The organism is Brassicibacter thermophilus (assembly GCF_055378355.1).
Map to the genome: position 1 here is coordinate 2,030,097 of NZ_AP042446.1, position 16,927 is coordinate 2,047,023.

Below are 16,927 nucleotides of genomic sequence, written 5' to 3' on the forward strand. Positions count from 1 at the left end.
ATTATTAAAAATTAAATAACACAATATATAGGTGCAAGATAAAATCTTACACCTTTATTATCAAAATATATTTTTACTTCAAATATTGTTCTATAACTTCATTTAAACTTTCAGCTATGGATTTTACAGTTGAAATTACTTCTGAATAATTCATCCTAGTAGGGCCTATAACCCCAATCTTACCAATTGTCTTTCCATTTATTTTATATGTAGCAGTAATTACACTACAATCTTTAATTTCATCGTAACAATTTTCGCTTCCAATTTTAATTTCAACATCATTAAATCCCGTATTTAATAATGTATCTATAACAGCATCTTTATCTTCAATAAATGAAATAAAAGACTTTGCTTTAGAAATATCATTATATTCAGGGAAATTAAAAATATTTGTAACTCCATCTGAAAATAAAGTAACATGATTTAATCCTTCAAATGCTGACTGACTTATAATTGGTATGACTTTTTTTATTATACTACTTAAATCGTACATCTCTTTTACAATTTCTTCTTCTATCTTATTTCCTATTTCTTCAAATGTATATCCTGTCAACCGGGCATTGAAAAAATTAGAGATTTTGTTTAACTGATTTGGCGAAATCGCTTCATCTATCCTTAGTATAGAATTTTTAACTATACCAGATTCACTCACTAGTACCAGCAAAATTTTATATTCGTCTATTGGAACTAATTGTATATGCTTTAAAATTGTCTTCTTAATCTGTGGTGCAACAGCAAGCGAAGTATATTTAGTAACACCAGAGAGAATTTTAGCTGATTTTTGAATAAGTTGGTCTAATTCTCCAATTTCTTGATATAACTTTTGCTTTATATTCATTTTCATCTCATTATTAACTTTAGCATCTTTCATTAATTTATCAACATACAATCTATATGCTTTATCAGATGGTATCCGTCCTGCAGATGTGTAAGGCTGACTCAAATAACCAAGATCTTCTAGATCAGACATCTCATTCCTTATGGTAGCAGAGCTTACTCCTAAATTATATTTTTTAGATATAGTTCTTGACCCTATAGGCTCTGCGGTAGTTATATAGCTATGAATGATAGCCTGTAAAACTTTTATTTTTCTATCATCAAGCATAACTTATCACCTCAAAACTATGATAAAAACAATCATATTTGTGTTTTATTAGCACTCTGTGTTATTGAGTGCTAATCCTACGATTTTAAGTTATCATTGATATAAAATTTTGTCAATACCTTTCTATAAAAAACTTTTCATTATTTTAAGGTAAAAGATCAACAAAAATTTGATTACATAAATCCAGACCTTTATTAGTTAATTTTACCCTTTTATCTTCGGTCTTAATCAGCCCTTCATTCACATATTTATTTAATATATCACCAAATACATTATCCAATGAACAATTAAACCTTTTATAAAAATCTTCATAACTAATACCATCTATCAACCTTAACCCTAAAATAGTAAACTCACTCATCTCCATTTTTTTATCAATAAACTCCATTTCCTTAAAAGGTAATTTCCCATTCTCAATAGAAGAAAAATAGTTTTTAAAGTCGTCATAATTCCCATATCTTACACCATTAATATTAGAATGTGCAGAAAGGCCAAGTCCTATATATGGTTTTACTTTCCAATATACTAAATTATGAAAGCATTGGTATCCTTCTTTAGCTAAATTGGAAATTTCATAATGAACATATCTTTTTTTTTGTAGAAATTCTAATCCTTTATGGTACATAAGTCTTTCTGTATCTTCATCTGGAAGGTGTAATTTATTATTTTTATAATCATTGTAAAAAGGTGTATTTTTTTCGAGAGTAAGACTATAATAAGATATATGCTCAGGATTTAATTTTACTAATTTATTTAAAGTTTCTAATACATCATCAATACCTTGATTAGGCAAGTTAAACATTACGTCAACATTAACATTTTTAAATCCATGTTTTCTTACTTCTTCATAATTTTTATAAAATATTTTTGAGTCGTGAATCCTTCCTAATCTTTTTAGCAACTTATCGTTTAATGTCTGTACCCCTAAACTAATTCTATTAATACCTATATCTTTATAAATCTTTAATTTTTCACTATTTAATGTTTTAGGATTAGCTTCCAACGTTATTTCTTTTAAATGACTAATATTAAAATTGTTATAAATATACTTTAATGTTTCAGCAATATATTTAGCATCAATTAATGAAGGAGTTCCACCACCAAAGAAAATCGTTTTTATTTCATAGTTTTTAAGTACATTCCTATACAGATCAATTTCTCTCTTCAGATAACTAATATAATCTGGCACTATATCTAAACAATCAGAAAAAGAATTAAAATCACAATAATTGCATTTCTTTTGGCAAAAAGGAATATGTATGTATATGGAAATTTCATTCATAAATTCACCTTCTTATTGTTTTGACAGGTATATAGCTTCAATGCTTTTATTAACACATATTGATCCCTATATATTGAAAATTTTAGAATTATTTTTCATCATATTTTAAAACGGAAAGAAAAGCTTCTTGTGGCACATCAACACTACCTATTTGTCTCATTCTCTTTTTGCCTTCTTTTTGCTTTTCTAATAATTTCTTTTTCCTAGATATATCTCCACCATAGCATTTAGCCAAAACATCTTTTCTTAATGCTTTTACTGTTTCTCTAGCAATTATTTTCCCACCAATTGCTGCTTGAATAGGTATAGCAAATTGATGTCTAGGTATTACATTTTTTAACCTTTCAGTTATCATTCTAGCTCTTTCATAAGCCTTATCTTTATGCACAATAATAGAAAAAGCATCTACTAACTCACCGTTTATTAGTATGTCCATTTTTACAAGTTCAGAATCCTTATACCCCTTTAGCTCATAATCTAATGAAGCATATCCTCTTGTTTTAGATTTTAAAGCATCAAAAAAATCATATATAACTTCATTTAAAGGAATTTCATAATGCATAACAACTCTATTTGATTCAATATATTCCATATTCTTAAAAACGCCTCTTCTATTTTGGCATAATTCCATAATAGCCCCTACATAATCATCTGGAGTCATAATAGAAACATCAACAATAGGCTCCTTCATAACTTCTATTTCTGTCATAGGTGGAAGGTTTGTCGGGTTTTGAATATCTATAGTTTTTCCGTCCGTTTTTACTATTTTATATATAACACTTGGTGCTGTAGTAATAATGTTTAAGTCAAATTCTCTTTCTAATCTTTCTTGAATAATCTCCATATGAAGTAAACCTAAAAATCCGCACCTAAAACCATATCCTAATGCAACTGAAGTTTCAGGATCGAAAACTAGAGCTGCGTCATTAACCTGTAACTTTTCTAAAGCATCTCTTACACTGTTATAATCTTCTCCTTCTGCAGGATATATGCCACAGTATACCATAGGCGTTACCTTTTTATAACCTGGTAACGGTTTATCAGTGGGATTATGTGCATCTGTTATTGTATCTCCTACTCTAGCATCACCAACTTTTTTTATGCTCGCAGCTACATAACCTACATCACCAGCTTCAAGTTTTTCTACACTTAGCTGTTTTGCAACATTTATACCTACTTCTGTTACTTCGAATTCTTTTCCATTTGACATCATTTTAATAGTCATACCTTTTTCTATTTTCCCTTCAAATACCCTTATAAAAGCTACAACACCCCTATAATTATCATAATATGAATCAAAAATCAGAGCTTTAAGAGGTTTATTTACATCTCCATTTGGTGATGGTATTCTTTTTACTATAGCTTCTAACACTTCATCTATATTTAATCCCTCTTTAGCAGACACCATAGGTGCATCAGAACAATCAATACCAATGACATCTTCTATTTCATCCTTTACTTCATCAGGTCTTGCACTAGGCAAATCGATTTTATTAATTATAGGAACTATCTCTAAATCTTGTTCAATTGCTAAATACACATTAGCAAGTGTTTGTGCCTCAATGCCTTGAGCAGCATCTACCACCAATAATGCTCCTTCACATGCCGCAAGACTTTTAGATACCTCATAGTTAAAATCCACATGTCCAGGAGTATCAATAAGGTTTAAAATATACTCATTTCCGTCCTTTGCTTTATAAACTAATCTTATAGTTTGCAATTTAATAGTAATTCCTCTTTCTCTTTCTAAATCCATATTATCTAAAAACTGTTCATGCATCTCCCTTTTTGTTAAAACACCAGTTTTTTCAATAAGTCTATCTGCTAATGTTGATTTACCGTGGTCTATATGAGCTATAATACAAAAATTTCGTATTTTATCCTGTTTTTTTTCAAGCATATGTATCCTCCTTAAAAATCTTATTTATAATAATAATTCGATCATTTATATAAAAACAACTTATTAAATTATATCATATACTCTTTTTTATATAAAACATTCATTTAACAAAGTTTTATAATATAATTTTAAAAGACCAAGCATATGCCTGGTCATCATTAATATATAATTTCACTAGATATCTTTCCAACAATAGTATTAAATATTTCAAAAACCTCATCTAAAAATAAATCCGTTTTTACCTTTAAAAATGTTTTAATATCTTTACTATCTATATGAAAATTTTTCCCAATAAACGTAATATCATAATTTTCTTCTATCTTCAAAATATCAAATAACCCTTTATCTTCTATACACATCATTTCTCTTAAAGAATTATCAACTATTACTAAACCAGTTAAAAAAAATATTACCATCAAAAAAACGATTAAAAATCTTTGTCTTTTTATTTTTTTTTCTTTTCTTACTCTATGATATCTTTCTAATCTCTTGCCCATAATAATCACCAAAATTATTATAGACAACATTTTATATATATATTCTAATTTATTTTAAAACACCTACTCTACCATCAAACGGAAAATACCTAAAGCTTGCTTTTCCTTTAATAGAATCAACTTTTACACAACCAAAATACCTACTATCTTTACTAGCTGATTTATGTCTATTATCTCCAAGTACAAAAACATAGCCTTTAGGAACCTTCCAAACATTTTGACCATAAGTGTAAGTATATGCATCATCTTCTAGGTAATCTTCTTCTAATAAATCACCATTTAAATACACTTTACCATCCTTTATTTCAATTAAATCTCCTTCCACACCGATTACTCTTTTTATATAATCTTTTTCTGGATCATCAGGGGCTTTCAAAACTACTATATCTCCTCGCTTTGGCGACTTAAATGTATATACAATTTTATTAGTAAATAATCTATCCTTTTCATGAAGTGTTGGATACATAGAACTACCTAAAACGTAAGTAGTATTAAATATAAAAGTTTTAATCAATATGGCAATTATTATAGCTAAGGCTATACTCTTTATCCATTCATACACTTCTTTCTTTACATTTTTTTCTTCTGTCATAGAGTTACCTCCCCAAAATTACTTTTTATGTTATTATACCACTATACGTTACTAAAAAAAAGTTGAAAATTAACAGACACCAAAGTAATTTCTCATTCTAATATGTGATTAATAACATTATTTAAAACATCTCCAATTAGCTCTGCACTTCTTTTAGCTTCATCTACTGTATTTAAGTTACTCCCTACTTCAAGTAGTACATAATGATCAGAAAGATATTGATTAAATTTGCCATATGGTTTTATAATAATACCTTTACACAATCCTGGATACATCTTATCAGAAATTAGTTTAATATATTTTGCAAAATTAATCAATTGTTCTTTATTGGGATTTTCATTTCCTATAACCATTGAAAATGTAGCAACATCTTGACCATCAATATTTACCTTTGCTTCTTTTTTCGCTTTGTCTATGTAACTTGCATTTTCATCTACACCATCTCTATGTATGTCAAATATTATTTTTATATTATTATTATTTGATAAAATGTCTTTCGCTGTAGTTAATGACCTATAATATGATTCATTATATGATGGAATATCATGATATACATCAACATGCTGCACATTATGACCAGCTTTTTTCAATTTATCAGATAATATTTCTCCAATACTAATAACATTATATTTTCTCTCTGTTGTATGAAATTGATTTTCATTTATTGGTAAAAAAGCTTCAGTACCATGGGTGTGATATATTAGCACATATGGTTTTTCGGTATTAACTTTAACTAATTCTACATCACTAGGTTCGGGCAACCCTGAAACAGTTATATCTTCTTCATTAACATTGTTCTCTATTTTCTCGCCCTTTTCTGATTCTTCAGGATCTTCAATAAATATTAAATCTTCTAAAACCATAGGAGAATTTTCATCTTCTTTGTTTTCTATTTTTGCATATTTGTCACTAAATGCAAATGTTGAATCCATAATATTAAATATTGCAGGAAGATGAATCTTAAAATAACTATCTAAGTTAATAATATTTAAAAAGCTATCAGAAAAAAAAATATTGTTGAATTTATTATTGGATAAGTGCATACTAATAAAGTATTCCATATATGTATTTGATTTTGCTATTACGTTTAAAAACCATTCACTAGTATCAAATTGGTTAATATTAGATTCAATATATTTATTTTCCCATTCTTCTTTTTCCTTAATTTCAGAAAAAACTGATACAGTTTTTCCCTCATTTGTTTGGATATAACTCATATCATCAGACTTATTTAATTTAATAATTTTCATAAATAATTGAAAACTAACAAATACAATAGAAATACAAAGTATTGCAATAGTAATATTAAACAACCGTGAATATCCATTATAATATCTATGCATAATAAACACCTCGCTCAATTACTTTTCTCCTATTGCTTATCCAATTTTTATCTATACATCAAATTATATTCATTAAATTAGATTATTATGAATCATCAAGATATATGAATAAAAAGTCATCGTAAAAGATGACTAGTTAATTTATATATCTATTAACATCTTTAAGATCAATCCCCGGATGTAACGCAATATTTAATCCATTTGCTACTATTTGAGATAAACTACTAATAAGTTGGTCAACCTCTTTAGGAGTAACTACTACATTGGACATATGTGGAATTAAAACTTCTTTTATTAATTCATATTTATCTTGGGAATCAATACTTTCTAACATAGAATAAAATTCTTTTCCTTTTTCTGCTTGATTTTTTAATGATTCTAAAATCAAATCCATAGCATCATTTATTATAGTTGCTGCATCTACAACAGTAGGTATGCCTACAGAAATAACAGGAACTCCTAAATATTGCTTATCTAATGCTTTTCTTTGGCTTCCTAACCCTGATCCAGGACTTATACCTGTATCAGATAATTGAATAGTGCTAGCAATTCTGCTCATCTTTCTTGAAGCTAAAGCATCGACAGCAATAACTAAATCAGGATTTGTCTTCTCAACAATCCCTTTTATTATTTCGCTCGTTTCTATCCCAGTAATCCCCATAACTCCTGGGGATATAGCAGAAACATTAGCCATAGTTTCATCCTCACTTTTTTTATAGGCTTCAAAATAATGTCTAGTAACATATACTTTGCTTACAACCTTTGGCCCTAAAGCATCTGGTGTCACGTCCCAGTTTCCAAGACCTACAATTAAAGATTTCATAGACTTATTTGTTTTTGTTAAACTCTTCAATTCTTTAGCTAATACTTTGCTAATTTTGTCTTTTAAATCTTGATCAGCACTTTTTAATGCTGGTACTTCTATAGTAGTATATGTTCCTATCTTTTTCCCCATTTCTTTTTGTCCAACATCATTAATTATTTTAACTCTAGTTACTACATAATCTTTATTTTCTTCTTTTTCTACTTCTACACCAGGAATCTCTTTTTTGTATTTCTTTTTATACATTTCCCTAGCTTCTAATGCTAAATCAGTACGAATTTGAAACAATTCAAGCACCTCCTAATATCCAATAATATTTATGCTATACCAATATATTATTATATTTTCTTAATAATCACTTTTTATTCTTTATGTTTGCACAAACGAATAAAATTAAATTTCATAAATAAATATTTAACAAATTTTGTAAATTTAAATTTTAGTTTTCTCAGTAATTATGCAATTTCCTCATATAATAAAAAGTTCAACGTTAAAAAGAATAATTTTATATAAATATGGGAATAAAAGAAATGACACATTTTCCTTGCATTTTACATTTCTTCATGGTAAAATAACTCTTGTTAGTCGTATTTGAAGGGGGTGAGCCTGTTGGCAAATATTAAATCAGCTAAGAAAAGAATTGATATAATAGAAAAGAAAAGAGAAATTAACCGCAGAAGAAAATCAGAAATTAAAACATATATTAGAAAATTTGAACTTGCTTTAGAAAATGGAAACATTGATGAAGCAAAAAAATTGCTTATTTTAATAGAACAAAAATTATATAGAGCTTCCACAAAAAGTACTATCCATAAAAATGCTGCAGCTAGGAAAGTAAGCCGTTTAGCTAAAAAATTGAATAAAGCTATGTAGCTTGGTTTTTAAGCTTCGGATATCATTCCGAAGCTTACTTATAAATACAAAGAGTATAGCAAAATTACCAAATTGTATTTTTTACTTCGATGCAAATTGTATAATAAGCATCTCTACTGCTAATTTGGCATCCATATAACCTTGCTTGATATTTTCCTCTACAATTAGAGACTTTTCTAAAGCATTTTCTAATTCATCTATAGAAAAGTTTCTTCCTTGAGAAATAATTTTTTTTGCAATAAATGAATTTACACTTAGTTTCCTAGAAATATCTCCTTGACTATATCCCTTATTATCAAGTAGCTTTGCCTTATAAATTAGCCTAAATTGTCTGATTATCATAAATAATATTAATTGTAAAGGCTCGTTTTCTAAAATCATTTCATTAAGTACATTTAAAGCGACATCGCAACGTTTCTGACCTATTCCATCAACAAGTTTAAAAATGTCACCTTCTATAGATTTTACTAAAACTTTATTTATATCATCTTCAGTAACTTCTTTTCTATCTCCTACATAATTACATATCTTTTCTATTTCATTTTCTAAATCGTACAACGTCTTTTCAGATCTATACTCGAGATAGGAAGAATTCTGTTGTAAATAAAAAATATTATTTTTAGAAATAGTTTTATTATTTTTTTTAAATACGTGTAATATCCATTTATTTAATGCTTCTCCTTTTATCCTTTTTAACTCTATTATTCTTCCTACTTTTTTAATGCTTTTTGCTATAGGTCCTTTCGGCATCTTTTCGCTATTAGATAAAAATACTAAACATGTCTTATTATTTAACTTTAATATATATTCTGCCATTTCTTCTTCTAATTCTCGACTTATGTCCTTCCTTCCATCGAAAAAATCATTAACAATAACAATCTTTTTGTCAGACATAAATGGTAGAGTTTCACAAGCATTATGTATTTCATCAATTGTAATTTCTTTACCATCCAAATACATATAATTAAGGGATTCAAATTTTTTATCAATATATTTTATCTTAAGTTCATTTATAAGCCAATCTTGTAAGTATTTTTCAGTACCATAACATAAGTACACTGATTTTATAGCATTTTTTTTAATATCATTTAACATATCTTCATAACTCATATGTACACCTCACCACCAATTATTTTGATCCTTAGATAATAACTGTAATATACTAATCTATAGGAAAACAAGTATAATATTTCAAGTTTTGATTATCTTTATTATATATGTTTTGATATAGCTTTGACAAATAAATACTACACAAAATATAAGTAATTATAATTAACAATTCTTCTGTATATTTTTGTATTATATTAAAAATACTATATTCCTTTTTTAAATAATAACTCATATCCAATTTATTATTGTATAACTTAAAAGTAATTAAACCACATTCATCATTCCTTAATATTAATGTATGATTATCCTCATACCTCCTTATGACTTGATCATCAGGATGACCAAAATTATTATTTCCAACTTGGATAACCGCATATTTAGGATTATATGTTTTTATAAATGAAATAGTTGAAGAAGTATTACTTCCGTGATGTGGTACCTTTAATATGTCTATCCTAAAATTATCATTTTTCTTTAATAATATTTCCTCCACTTCTTTTTCAATATCACCTGTAAATAATATTTTTTTATCAAAAACTTGCATTAGAAACACAAGAGATAAATTATTTTCCTCATTAGAAAATGTAGAAATAAGTTTTTCAGAAGGACTTAGAATTTCTATAGAGATGTCTTTGCTTAAATATATATTATCACCCATAGAAACAATTACTAAAGGTATGCTAAGTTCACTAGCCTTACTTTCTATTTCTGTATAAAGAGTATTTTTTTCATTCCTTGGTCCAATTATTATCCTTTTAATTTTTATATTGTCCATAATAGATAGTAACCCTTTGCAATGATCCTCGTGAAAATGACTAATGAATACCCCATCTAATTTCTTTATTCCATTTTTATTAAGATAAGGCACAACAATATTTTTACCAACATCATAATCTCCAAAAGTACTACCACCTGTATCAATTAAATATGCTTTAGAACCAAATCTCATTAATGAACAGTCTCCTTGCCCAACATCTATAAATTCCAAAGATATTTCGTGATTGAAATTATTAAGTAGAAGAATAAATGTAATATTTACCAATAAATATTTAAATAGTATTTTTTTAATATTCCAGCTGAAGTAATCTATTTTAATATGCTTATATATTAATAAAAGCAAAATATAATATAAAACTACTTCAATAAAACTTGGAGACCTCAATGGCATACTTGTAATAGGAAAATTCACTATAATGTTTGATAAAATATTAACAATATCTAAAAATATATTTAGTATAAAACCTAATACAATAGAAATTTTTATGCAAATATACGAAAAAAAAATTAATAAAAATCCTAATACAACACTTATCGATATTAGTGGTATTACTAATGTATTGGCAATTAACGCTATAATAGATATTTTATTAAAATGATATGAAACTATAGGCAAAGTTCCAAGTTGTACTCCTATAATTGGTGATAGTTTACTTAAAATTTTATCCTTTATATTGTTAGTATAGAATTTTCTACTATTAAATAATATTATTGAGGCTGCAGCCGAAAGTGAAAGCTGAAATCCAACGTCAAATAACCATAAAGGATTATATAATAGCATTATAAAACCTGCAAAGCATAATATATTTAAACTATCATATCTTTTGTGCACTAAAGTAGCTAATATCAATAAAGTAAACATAATATTTGCTCTAACTACTGAAACAGGATATCCAATAAGTAATCCATAAAACCAAATCATTAAGGTAGCTAATACTTTAGCAGTCTTATTATTTATACCAACAAATCTAAATAAATTTATGAAAAAATACACTATAATACCAATATGAAGTCCAGATACTGCCAAAACGTGAGCTAGTCCCAGTTCTCTAAAATTCTTCACAATATCACTATCTATATATGTATCATCACCTAAAAGAATACCACTAATTATTCCGGCATTTTTTTTATTTAAAATTTGACTAAATGTATTGCTTACTTCGTTGGCAAAAGTAGAAGTCAATTTTCGGTATAATGATAAGTTTTTTTTACTCAAGACATTTACATAATAACTATTTGCCCTTATCTGAACATAAATACCTCTAGTGTTTAAATAAAGTCTATAATTAAATAATCCAGGATTAGTATTCCTTTTAGGTTGCAAAACAGTTGCTTTACTGTTTATTAAATCGCCCACTTTTAAAGTTTTATTCCCATATATTTCAAGTAAAGCTTTCTCATTAACTTTAATGAGTTTATCATTATAACTAATACTCTCTACTTTAAATAAATATTTTCCATATTCAGAATCTACTTTAATAGTATCTAATACGTAACCTTCTATTTCAACAGTTTTATCTTTATATGTTAACAGATAACTAATGCTTGCTTTATATTGAAGAATAAATCCACCTATAGTAAAAATTAAAATGAGTAATATTAAATTAGAAATATTTTCTAATTTTTTACATATAATAAAACAAGTTAAAAAAGAAATTATTATAAGATTAATAAAAATAAATAAATGTTTATGTGAAACTTTTATTTTATAGAAAAAACATATACCCAAAGCTAAGGTAAAAAATAATATTGCAAATGGTCTCTTCATAATATCTTCCATTCCATTTAAAAAATATACTAAAAAGGAATTAGATGAATATCACCTAATTCCTTCTATTTTTTTAAACTAAAGATTTAAAAAATAGTATTTTTTATCTATTTTCCCAAAGTTGCTACCATAACTGCTTTTATAGTATGCATTCTATTTTCTGCTTCATCAAATACTACTGAATGCTTACCTTCAAATACTTCATTAGTTACTTCCATTTCTCCTATTCCATACTTTTTATATATTTCTTCTCCTATTATCGTTTCTCGGTCATGAAAAGCTGGTAAACAATGCATAAATATCACATCTTCATCCGCCATATTTATCATATTCATGTTTACTTGATAAGGTTTTAATAAGGCTATTCTCTCAGCAAAATGCTCTTCTTCTCCCATGGATACCCATACATCTGTATAAATTACATCTACATTTTTCACCCCTTGTTCTACTGAATCAGTTAAAGTTATAACTGCTTTTGTTTCTTTTGCTATTTCTCTCGCTTCTTTTACTAATTCTTCTTCTGGGAATAATTCCTTTGGAGATACTATCCTAAAATCCATTCCCATCTTCGCTGCCCCTATCATTAGAGAATTTGCCATGTTGTTTCTTCCATCTCCTACATAAGCAAATTTTATTCCCCTAAGATATCCTTTATGTTCTTTTATAGTTAAAAAATCTGCTAATACTTGAGTTGGGTGGTATTTATCTGTTAATCCATTCCAAACAGGTACCCCCGAATATTTTGCTAAAGCCTCAACTGTCTCATGCTTAAAACCTCTAAATTCTATTCCATCAAACATTCTTCCTAACACTCTTGCTGTATCTGCTACTGATTCTTTTTTCCCTAACTGTATATCACCCTTACCTAAGTATTCTGGATGAGCTCCTTCATCTATTGCAGCTACAGTAAAAGCACATCTTGTCCTTGTTGATGGCTTTTCAAACAATAAAGCTATATTCTTTCCCTCTAATGTTCTTGGCCTTATTCCAGCATATTTCATCTTCTTAAGCTCTTCTGCTAAATTCAACAAATACTCTATTTCTTTTGGAGTAAAATCCTTTAATGTTAAAAAACTTCTTCCTTTCAGGTTAAATGCCATATTATATTCCTCCTTTTCAATTTAAAACTTTATATTTATTATATTATTTTTATTTGTAGGTCCAATTATTCTAACTTGTCTCTATAAAGAGGCATACTCATACACCTAGGGCCACCTCTTCCTCTAGACAATTCAGAACTATCTAGTTGATGAATCTTAATTCCATTATCCTCTAATATTTTATTTGTAACACTATTTCTACTATATACTACAACTTCACCAGGTGCAATAGCAAGAGTATTAGATCCATCATTCCACTGTTCTCTAGCAGAATCTATAATATCTCCACCAGCACATCTAATTAAATTAACTTTATCTAAATTTAAATATTTTTTCAATATATCTTCTAATTTCATTTCTTCTTTCTTTATAGAAATACCTTCAGGGCTATTTTTATCACAAGTAATTGAAAATATGGTTAAAGGTCCTTCTATTTCAGGATGAATAGTAAATTTATCATAGTCTACCATAGTAAAAACCGTATCAAGGTGCATAAAAGCTCTTTTTTTAGGTATATCAAAAGCAAGCACAGTTTCAAATCCGCTATCAGAATTAAGTATTTTTCTCGCAAACTTTTCTATAGCTACTGGCGAAGTTCTTTCAGATATCCCTATAGCTATAACCTTATCACTTAATACTAATTCATCCCCACCCTCCATAGAATAATGTTCATCTCTGTTAAACCAAATGGGTATATCTTTATCCTTAAATATTGGATGATATTTAAATATATATTTTGCAAAAATAGTTTCTCTATTTCTAGTAGCTGTATACATGCGATTTAATGTAATGCCATTTCCAATAGTTGCAAAAGGGTCTCTTGTAAAATATAAATTAGGCATAGGATCTATAATAAAAGGATAATTCGTTTCTATCATGTCAACTAATGATTTAGCTACAAAGCGAGGTATTTCTGTCTTTCTAATACCCGCCATCATTTTATTTATTAAATCTCTATTAGAAAGAGAAGAAAAATAATACTTTACTGCGTCTCTTCTACCTCTTCCTTCCAATTGTGCTTCATCCAAATATTCCTCAATCATCAATTCTCTCACTGATTTATCAGTTATAGCTTCAGACACAAGATCTTCTAAATAAACTACCTTAACACCATTATCTTGCAAAATTTTTGCAAAATTATCGTGTTCTTTCTTTGCAACCTCTAAATATGGAATATCATCAAATAACAGCTTTTCCAAATAATCAGGTACTAAATTTTTAATCTCATCACCAGGTCTATGAAGTAACACAGTTCTTAATTTCCCTATTTCGGAATTAACACATAAAACACTATCTTCACACATAACATTCCACCTCTTATACAGGATTATTCACAATATGATTACAAAATCCAAATTATTATATCCTATCAACTTTGATTATAACTATATTAATTCTTAATTGTCAACTTCATTTGTTTTCTATATTTATGCGTTTTACGTATAAATATAATTTATATGTAATTTATTACCTTTATTTTTTATTGATATTATTAAATTTGCTAATTTAGTGAATTGTTGTCATGTAAAGTAATTTAATTTATATAATATTTATTCAAATTAGAAATATTTTTAAATCATGCGATAAGCTCGTAATTTTTTTACGCTACAGTAATTATGAAATTTCCTAATATGTAACTAAAAAAAAAAAAGGATTTAAAATCCTTAAATTATATATTAAGAGTTTTTATTTCTATTTTTCACATATTGTTCATAAACATTTTTAGTTCCACTCTTTTCCCTTAATATGTTTTCTAATTTTATTCACCTGTTTTTATGGTTTCTATTCATTTTATTAAGAGTAAATATAATAAGTAAAGTACCTAAAAAAATATATAAATATCCTGTAAAACTTTTACTTGCAATATCAATCAGCATAATATTAAAATTATTTAATATTAACAAAATATTCACCTTCTATTTCTAATCTAATCGTTTAATTCTCTTTTAAATATAGCCATTATATTTCTAGTATTTTTAGCAACATTTAAAGTTACAAGTTCCCAACCCATGTTACCTAATTCATTCATCTTATCTTCATCTTCTTTAGTTAATATTAAATTAACCATTCCATGAGTTCTAAAATTTACAACTTTATATTCAAATTTTTTCATAAAATCCACCTCCAAAGTTAATAAATCTCTATACATTATAACACAAATTAAAGTAATTAAATGTACACAAGCATGATTTAGCTAAAAAAAAACTACTGACAATCTGTGTTCACTTTCACAGCTTACCAGTAGTTAAACAGGTTTATATTATTTCTCTAATATCTTTAGTTGGATGATTCTCATATTTAATAACATTTCCTTCCCATGTTCTAAATACAATGTAATCTTTTCCCCTTGATATTAGATACTGTGGTAATATAGGTGTTTTGCCTTGACCTTTTGGAGCGTTAACAATATACGTAGGTATTGCAAGGCCAGAAGTATATCCTCTCAAATACTCCATTATTTCTATTCCATCATCTATTGAAGTGTTGAAATGTGTAGTTCCTAAAACATGCTTAGCGTGAAAAATATAATACGGTCTTACACGTATTTTTAATAACTCTTGATTTAAAGATCTCATTACGAACTTGTCATTATTTATACCATTTAACAAAACAGCTTGATTCCCTAAAGGTATACCTGCATTTGCAAGCTTTTCACAGGCTTTTTTTGAATCTTCAGTAACTTCTTTAGGATGATTAAAATGTGTATTTAAATATATTGGATGGTATTTACTTAACATATTAACTAATTCATCAGTTATTCGTTGCGGCATAGTTACTGGAACCCTACTTCCTATCCTTATTATCTCTACATGTGGTATATCCCGCAATTCTTTTAATAACCATTCAAGTCTATCATCTGGCATTGTCAAAGGATCTCCACCAGTTATTAAAACATCCCTTATTTCCTCATTATTCCTAATATAATTTATAGATTCTTGAATGACTTTAGTAGGCTTATGTTCGTCCTTTTGTCCAATGTTCCTTCTTCTTTGGCAATGTCTACAATACATAGCACATTCATTGGTTACATTAATTATTAGCCGGTCAGGATATCTTCTAGTTATACTGCCTGCTGGATTAGTATATTCTTCACCCATAGGGTCTGTATCTCCTTCGTGATTTACTATTTCTGCAACACTTGGAATTGAAAGCAACCTAATAGGATCATACTTGTCATCTCTGTCTAGCAAACTAGCATAATAAGGTGATATAGCCCATCTAAACTTACTACCTACTCTTTTGATTTCTTCTTTTTCTTCATCAGAAAGATTTATGATTTTGCTTAAAGTATCTACATCTTTAATCCTATGAGATAGTTGCCACCTATAATCTTCCCAATCCTCATCAGTGCCTCCAAGTACGTCTAGTATTCTTCTTTTAGATTCAATAAATTTTTCTCTCATGTAAAGTCCTCTAGGAATTCTTTCCCTAGCATCTAAATAGTCAGTAATACGTGATTTTAACTCTTTGGCCCTCTTTAGAGAAATCTCCCTTTTTAAATAAATTTTTCCTTCAAAAGGCATTTCTTTGTTAAACAATGCATTTCTTTTTTGAGCTCCGCTTAAGTCTGTCATTAGCATTCCTCCTTTTATCATTTATGATAATATATTGTATTATATTTACATTAAAGTAATTTTTAGTAATAATATTTTCACAAATACAAACATTAGATTATTATTTATTTGAGTAAAATAATTAATCTAATAGATGAGATTAATAAATTGGTAATAATTTTAAGTTATAAAAATATTATTTA

The 16,927-nt window shown here is 27.4% G+C and carries 14 protein-coding genes; 1 reads left to right on the plus strand and 13 read right to left on the minus strand.

The window, feature by feature from the left end:
• Positions 1-73: 73 nt before the first annotated feature.
• From hrcA to gpr, 7 genes are all read right to left on the minus strand, one after another.
• Positions 74-1,105, minus strand: coding sequence for a heat-inducible transcriptional repressor HrcA (gene hrcA / locus ACZ41D_RS09725; RefSeq protein ID WP_464151242.1), 1,032 nt, complete (start codon positions 1,103-1,105; stop codon positions 74-76).
• 145 nt (positions 1,106-1,250) lie between these two features.
• Entirely contained in the window at positions 1,251-2,387 is a 1,137-nt protein-coding gene (gene hemW, locus ACZ41D_RS09730; RefSeq protein ID WP_464151243.1) for a radical SAM family heme chaperone HemW, read from the minus strand.
• Positions 2,388-2,475: 88 nt separating this feature from the next.
• Positions 2,476-4,287 (minus strand): translation elongation factor 4, encoded by a 1,812-nt coding sequence (lepA, locus tag ACZ41D_RS09735; protein ID WP_464151244.1) that lies wholly within the window; start codon positions 4,285-4,287, stop codon positions 2,476-2,478.
• Positions 4,288-4,445: 158 nt separating this feature from the next.
• The gene (locus ACZ41D_RS09740; RefSeq protein WP_464151245.1) at positions 4,446-4,784 is read right to left on the minus strand and encodes a hypothetical protein; all 339 of its coding nucleotides are present in this window, start codon (positions 4,782-4,784) and stop codon (positions 4,446-4,448) included.
• A 49-nt stretch (positions 4,785-4,833) separates the two neighbouring features.
• Positions 4,834-5,376: a signal peptidase I gene (lepB, locus tag ACZ41D_RS09745; RefSeq protein ID WP_464151246.1), complete on the minus strand. Its 543-nt coding sequence runs from the start codon at positions 5,374-5,376 to the stop codon at positions 4,834-4,836.
• A 92-nt stretch (positions 5,377-5,468) separates the two neighbouring features.
• Positions 5,469-6,728 carry a stage II sporulation protein P gene (spoIIP, locus tag ACZ41D_RS09750; protein ID WP_464153135.1) on the minus strand — a complete coding sequence of 420 codons (1,260 nt, stop codon included), beginning with the start codon at positions 6,726-6,728 and terminating at the stop codon, positions 5,469-5,471.
• Positions 6,729-6,855: 127 nt separating this feature from the next.
• Positions 6,856-7,830, minus strand: a complete 975-nt coding sequence (gene gpr, locus ACZ41D_RS09755) for a GPR endopeptidase (protein ID WP_464151247.1) — start codon at positions 7,828-7,830, stop codon at positions 6,856-6,858.
• 321 nt (positions 7,831-8,151) lie between these two features.
• Here gpr and rpsT point away from each other — a divergent pair, with 321 nt between their 5' ends.
• Positions 8,152-8,415 carry a 30S ribosomal protein S20 gene (gene rpsT, locus ACZ41D_RS09760; protein WP_464151248.1) on the plus strand — a complete coding sequence of 88 codons (264 nt, stop codon included), beginning with the start codon at positions 8,152-8,154 and terminating at the stop codon, positions 8,413-8,415.
• Positions 8,416-8,496: 81 nt separating this feature from the next.
• On the opposite strand, the gene holA is transcribed toward rpsT, so the two are convergent.
• The 6 genes from holA to eam all read right to left on the minus strand — a co-directional run bounded on the left by holA (position 8,497) and on the right by eam (position 16,745).
• Positions 8,497-9,525, minus strand: coding sequence for a DNA polymerase III subunit delta (holA, locus tag ACZ41D_RS09765; protein WP_464151249.1), 1,029 nt, complete (start codon positions 9,523-9,525; stop codon positions 8,497-8,499).
• A 52-nt stretch (positions 9,526-9,577) separates the two neighbouring features.
• A complete protein-coding gene (locus ACZ41D_RS09770; protein ID WP_464151250.1) occupies positions 9,578-12,070 on the minus strand; it encodes a DNA internalization-related competence protein ComEC/Rec2 in 2,493 nt (830 codons plus the stop codon).
• 107 nt (positions 12,071-12,177) lie between these two features.
• Complete coding sequence (gene argF / locus ACZ41D_RS09775) at positions 12,178-13,170, minus strand: ornithine carbamoyltransferase (protein WP_464151251.1); 993 nt, start codon at positions 13,168-13,170, stop codon at positions 12,178-12,180.
• 65 nt (positions 13,171-13,235) lie between these two features.
• Positions 13,236-14,474 carry an arginine deiminase gene (gene arcA, locus ACZ41D_RS09780; RefSeq protein ID WP_464151252.1) on the minus strand — a complete coding sequence of 413 codons (1,239 nt, stop codon included), beginning with the start codon at positions 14,472-14,474 and terminating at the stop codon, positions 13,236-13,238.
• A gap of 623 nt (positions 14,475-15,097) precedes the next feature.
• On the minus strand, positions 15,098-15,283 hold the full coding sequence (locus ACZ41D_RS09785) for a DUF4177 domain-containing protein (protein WP_464151253.1): 186 nt from the start codon (positions 15,281-15,283) through the stop codon (positions 15,098-15,100).
• Between the two features lie 142 nt (positions 15,284-15,425).
• A complete protein-coding gene (eam, locus tag ACZ41D_RS09790) occupies positions 15,426-16,745 on the minus strand; it encodes a glutamate 2,3-aminomutase (protein ID WP_464151254.1) in 1,320 nt (439 codons plus the stop codon).
• Positions 16,746-16,927 lie beyond the last annotated feature (182 nt).

Bases quoted from the DNA above. Each gene is read 5' to 3' on its own strand.
- lepB (WP_464151246.1), bottom strand. From the start codon at position 5,376: ATGACAGAAGAAAAAAATGTAAAGAAAGAAGTGTATGAATGGATAAAG.
- hemW (WP_464151243.1), bottom strand. From the start codon at position 2,387: ATGAATGAAATTTCCATATACATACATATTCCTTTTTGCCAAAAGAAA.
- ACZ41D_RS09770 (WP_464151250.1), bottom strand. From the start codon at position 12,070: ATGAAGAGACCATTTGCAATATTATTTTTTACCTTAGCTTTGGGTATA.
- ACZ41D_RS09785 (WP_464151253.1), bottom strand. From the start codon at position 15,283: ATGAAAAAATTTGAATATAAAGTTGTAAATTTTAGAACTCATGGAATG.
- eam (WP_464151254.1), bottom strand. From the start codon at position 16,745: ATGACAGACTTAAGCGGAGCTCAAAAAAGAAATGCATTGTTTAACAAA.
- holA (WP_464151249.1), bottom strand. From the start codon at position 9,525: ATGAGTTATGAAGATATGTTAAATGATATTAAAAAAAATGCTATAAAA.
- arcA (WP_464151252.1), bottom strand. From the start codon at position 14,474: ATGTGTGAAGATAGTGTTTTATGTGTTAATTCCGAAATAGGGAAATTA.
- lepA (WP_464151244.1), bottom strand. From the start codon at position 4,287: ATGCTTGAAAAAAAACAGGATAAAATACGAAATTTTTGTATTATAGCT.
- hrcA (WP_464151242.1), bottom strand. From the start codon at position 1,105: ATGCTTGATGATAGAAAAATAAAAGTTTTACAGGCTATCATTCATAGC.
- argF (WP_464151251.1), bottom strand. From the start codon at position 13,170: ATGGCATTTAACCTGAAAGGAAGAAGTTTTTTAACATTAAAGGATTTT.
- ACZ41D_RS09740 (WP_464151245.1), bottom strand. From the start codon at position 4,784: ATGGGCAAGAGATTAGAAAGATATCATAGAGTAAGAAAAGAAAAAAAA.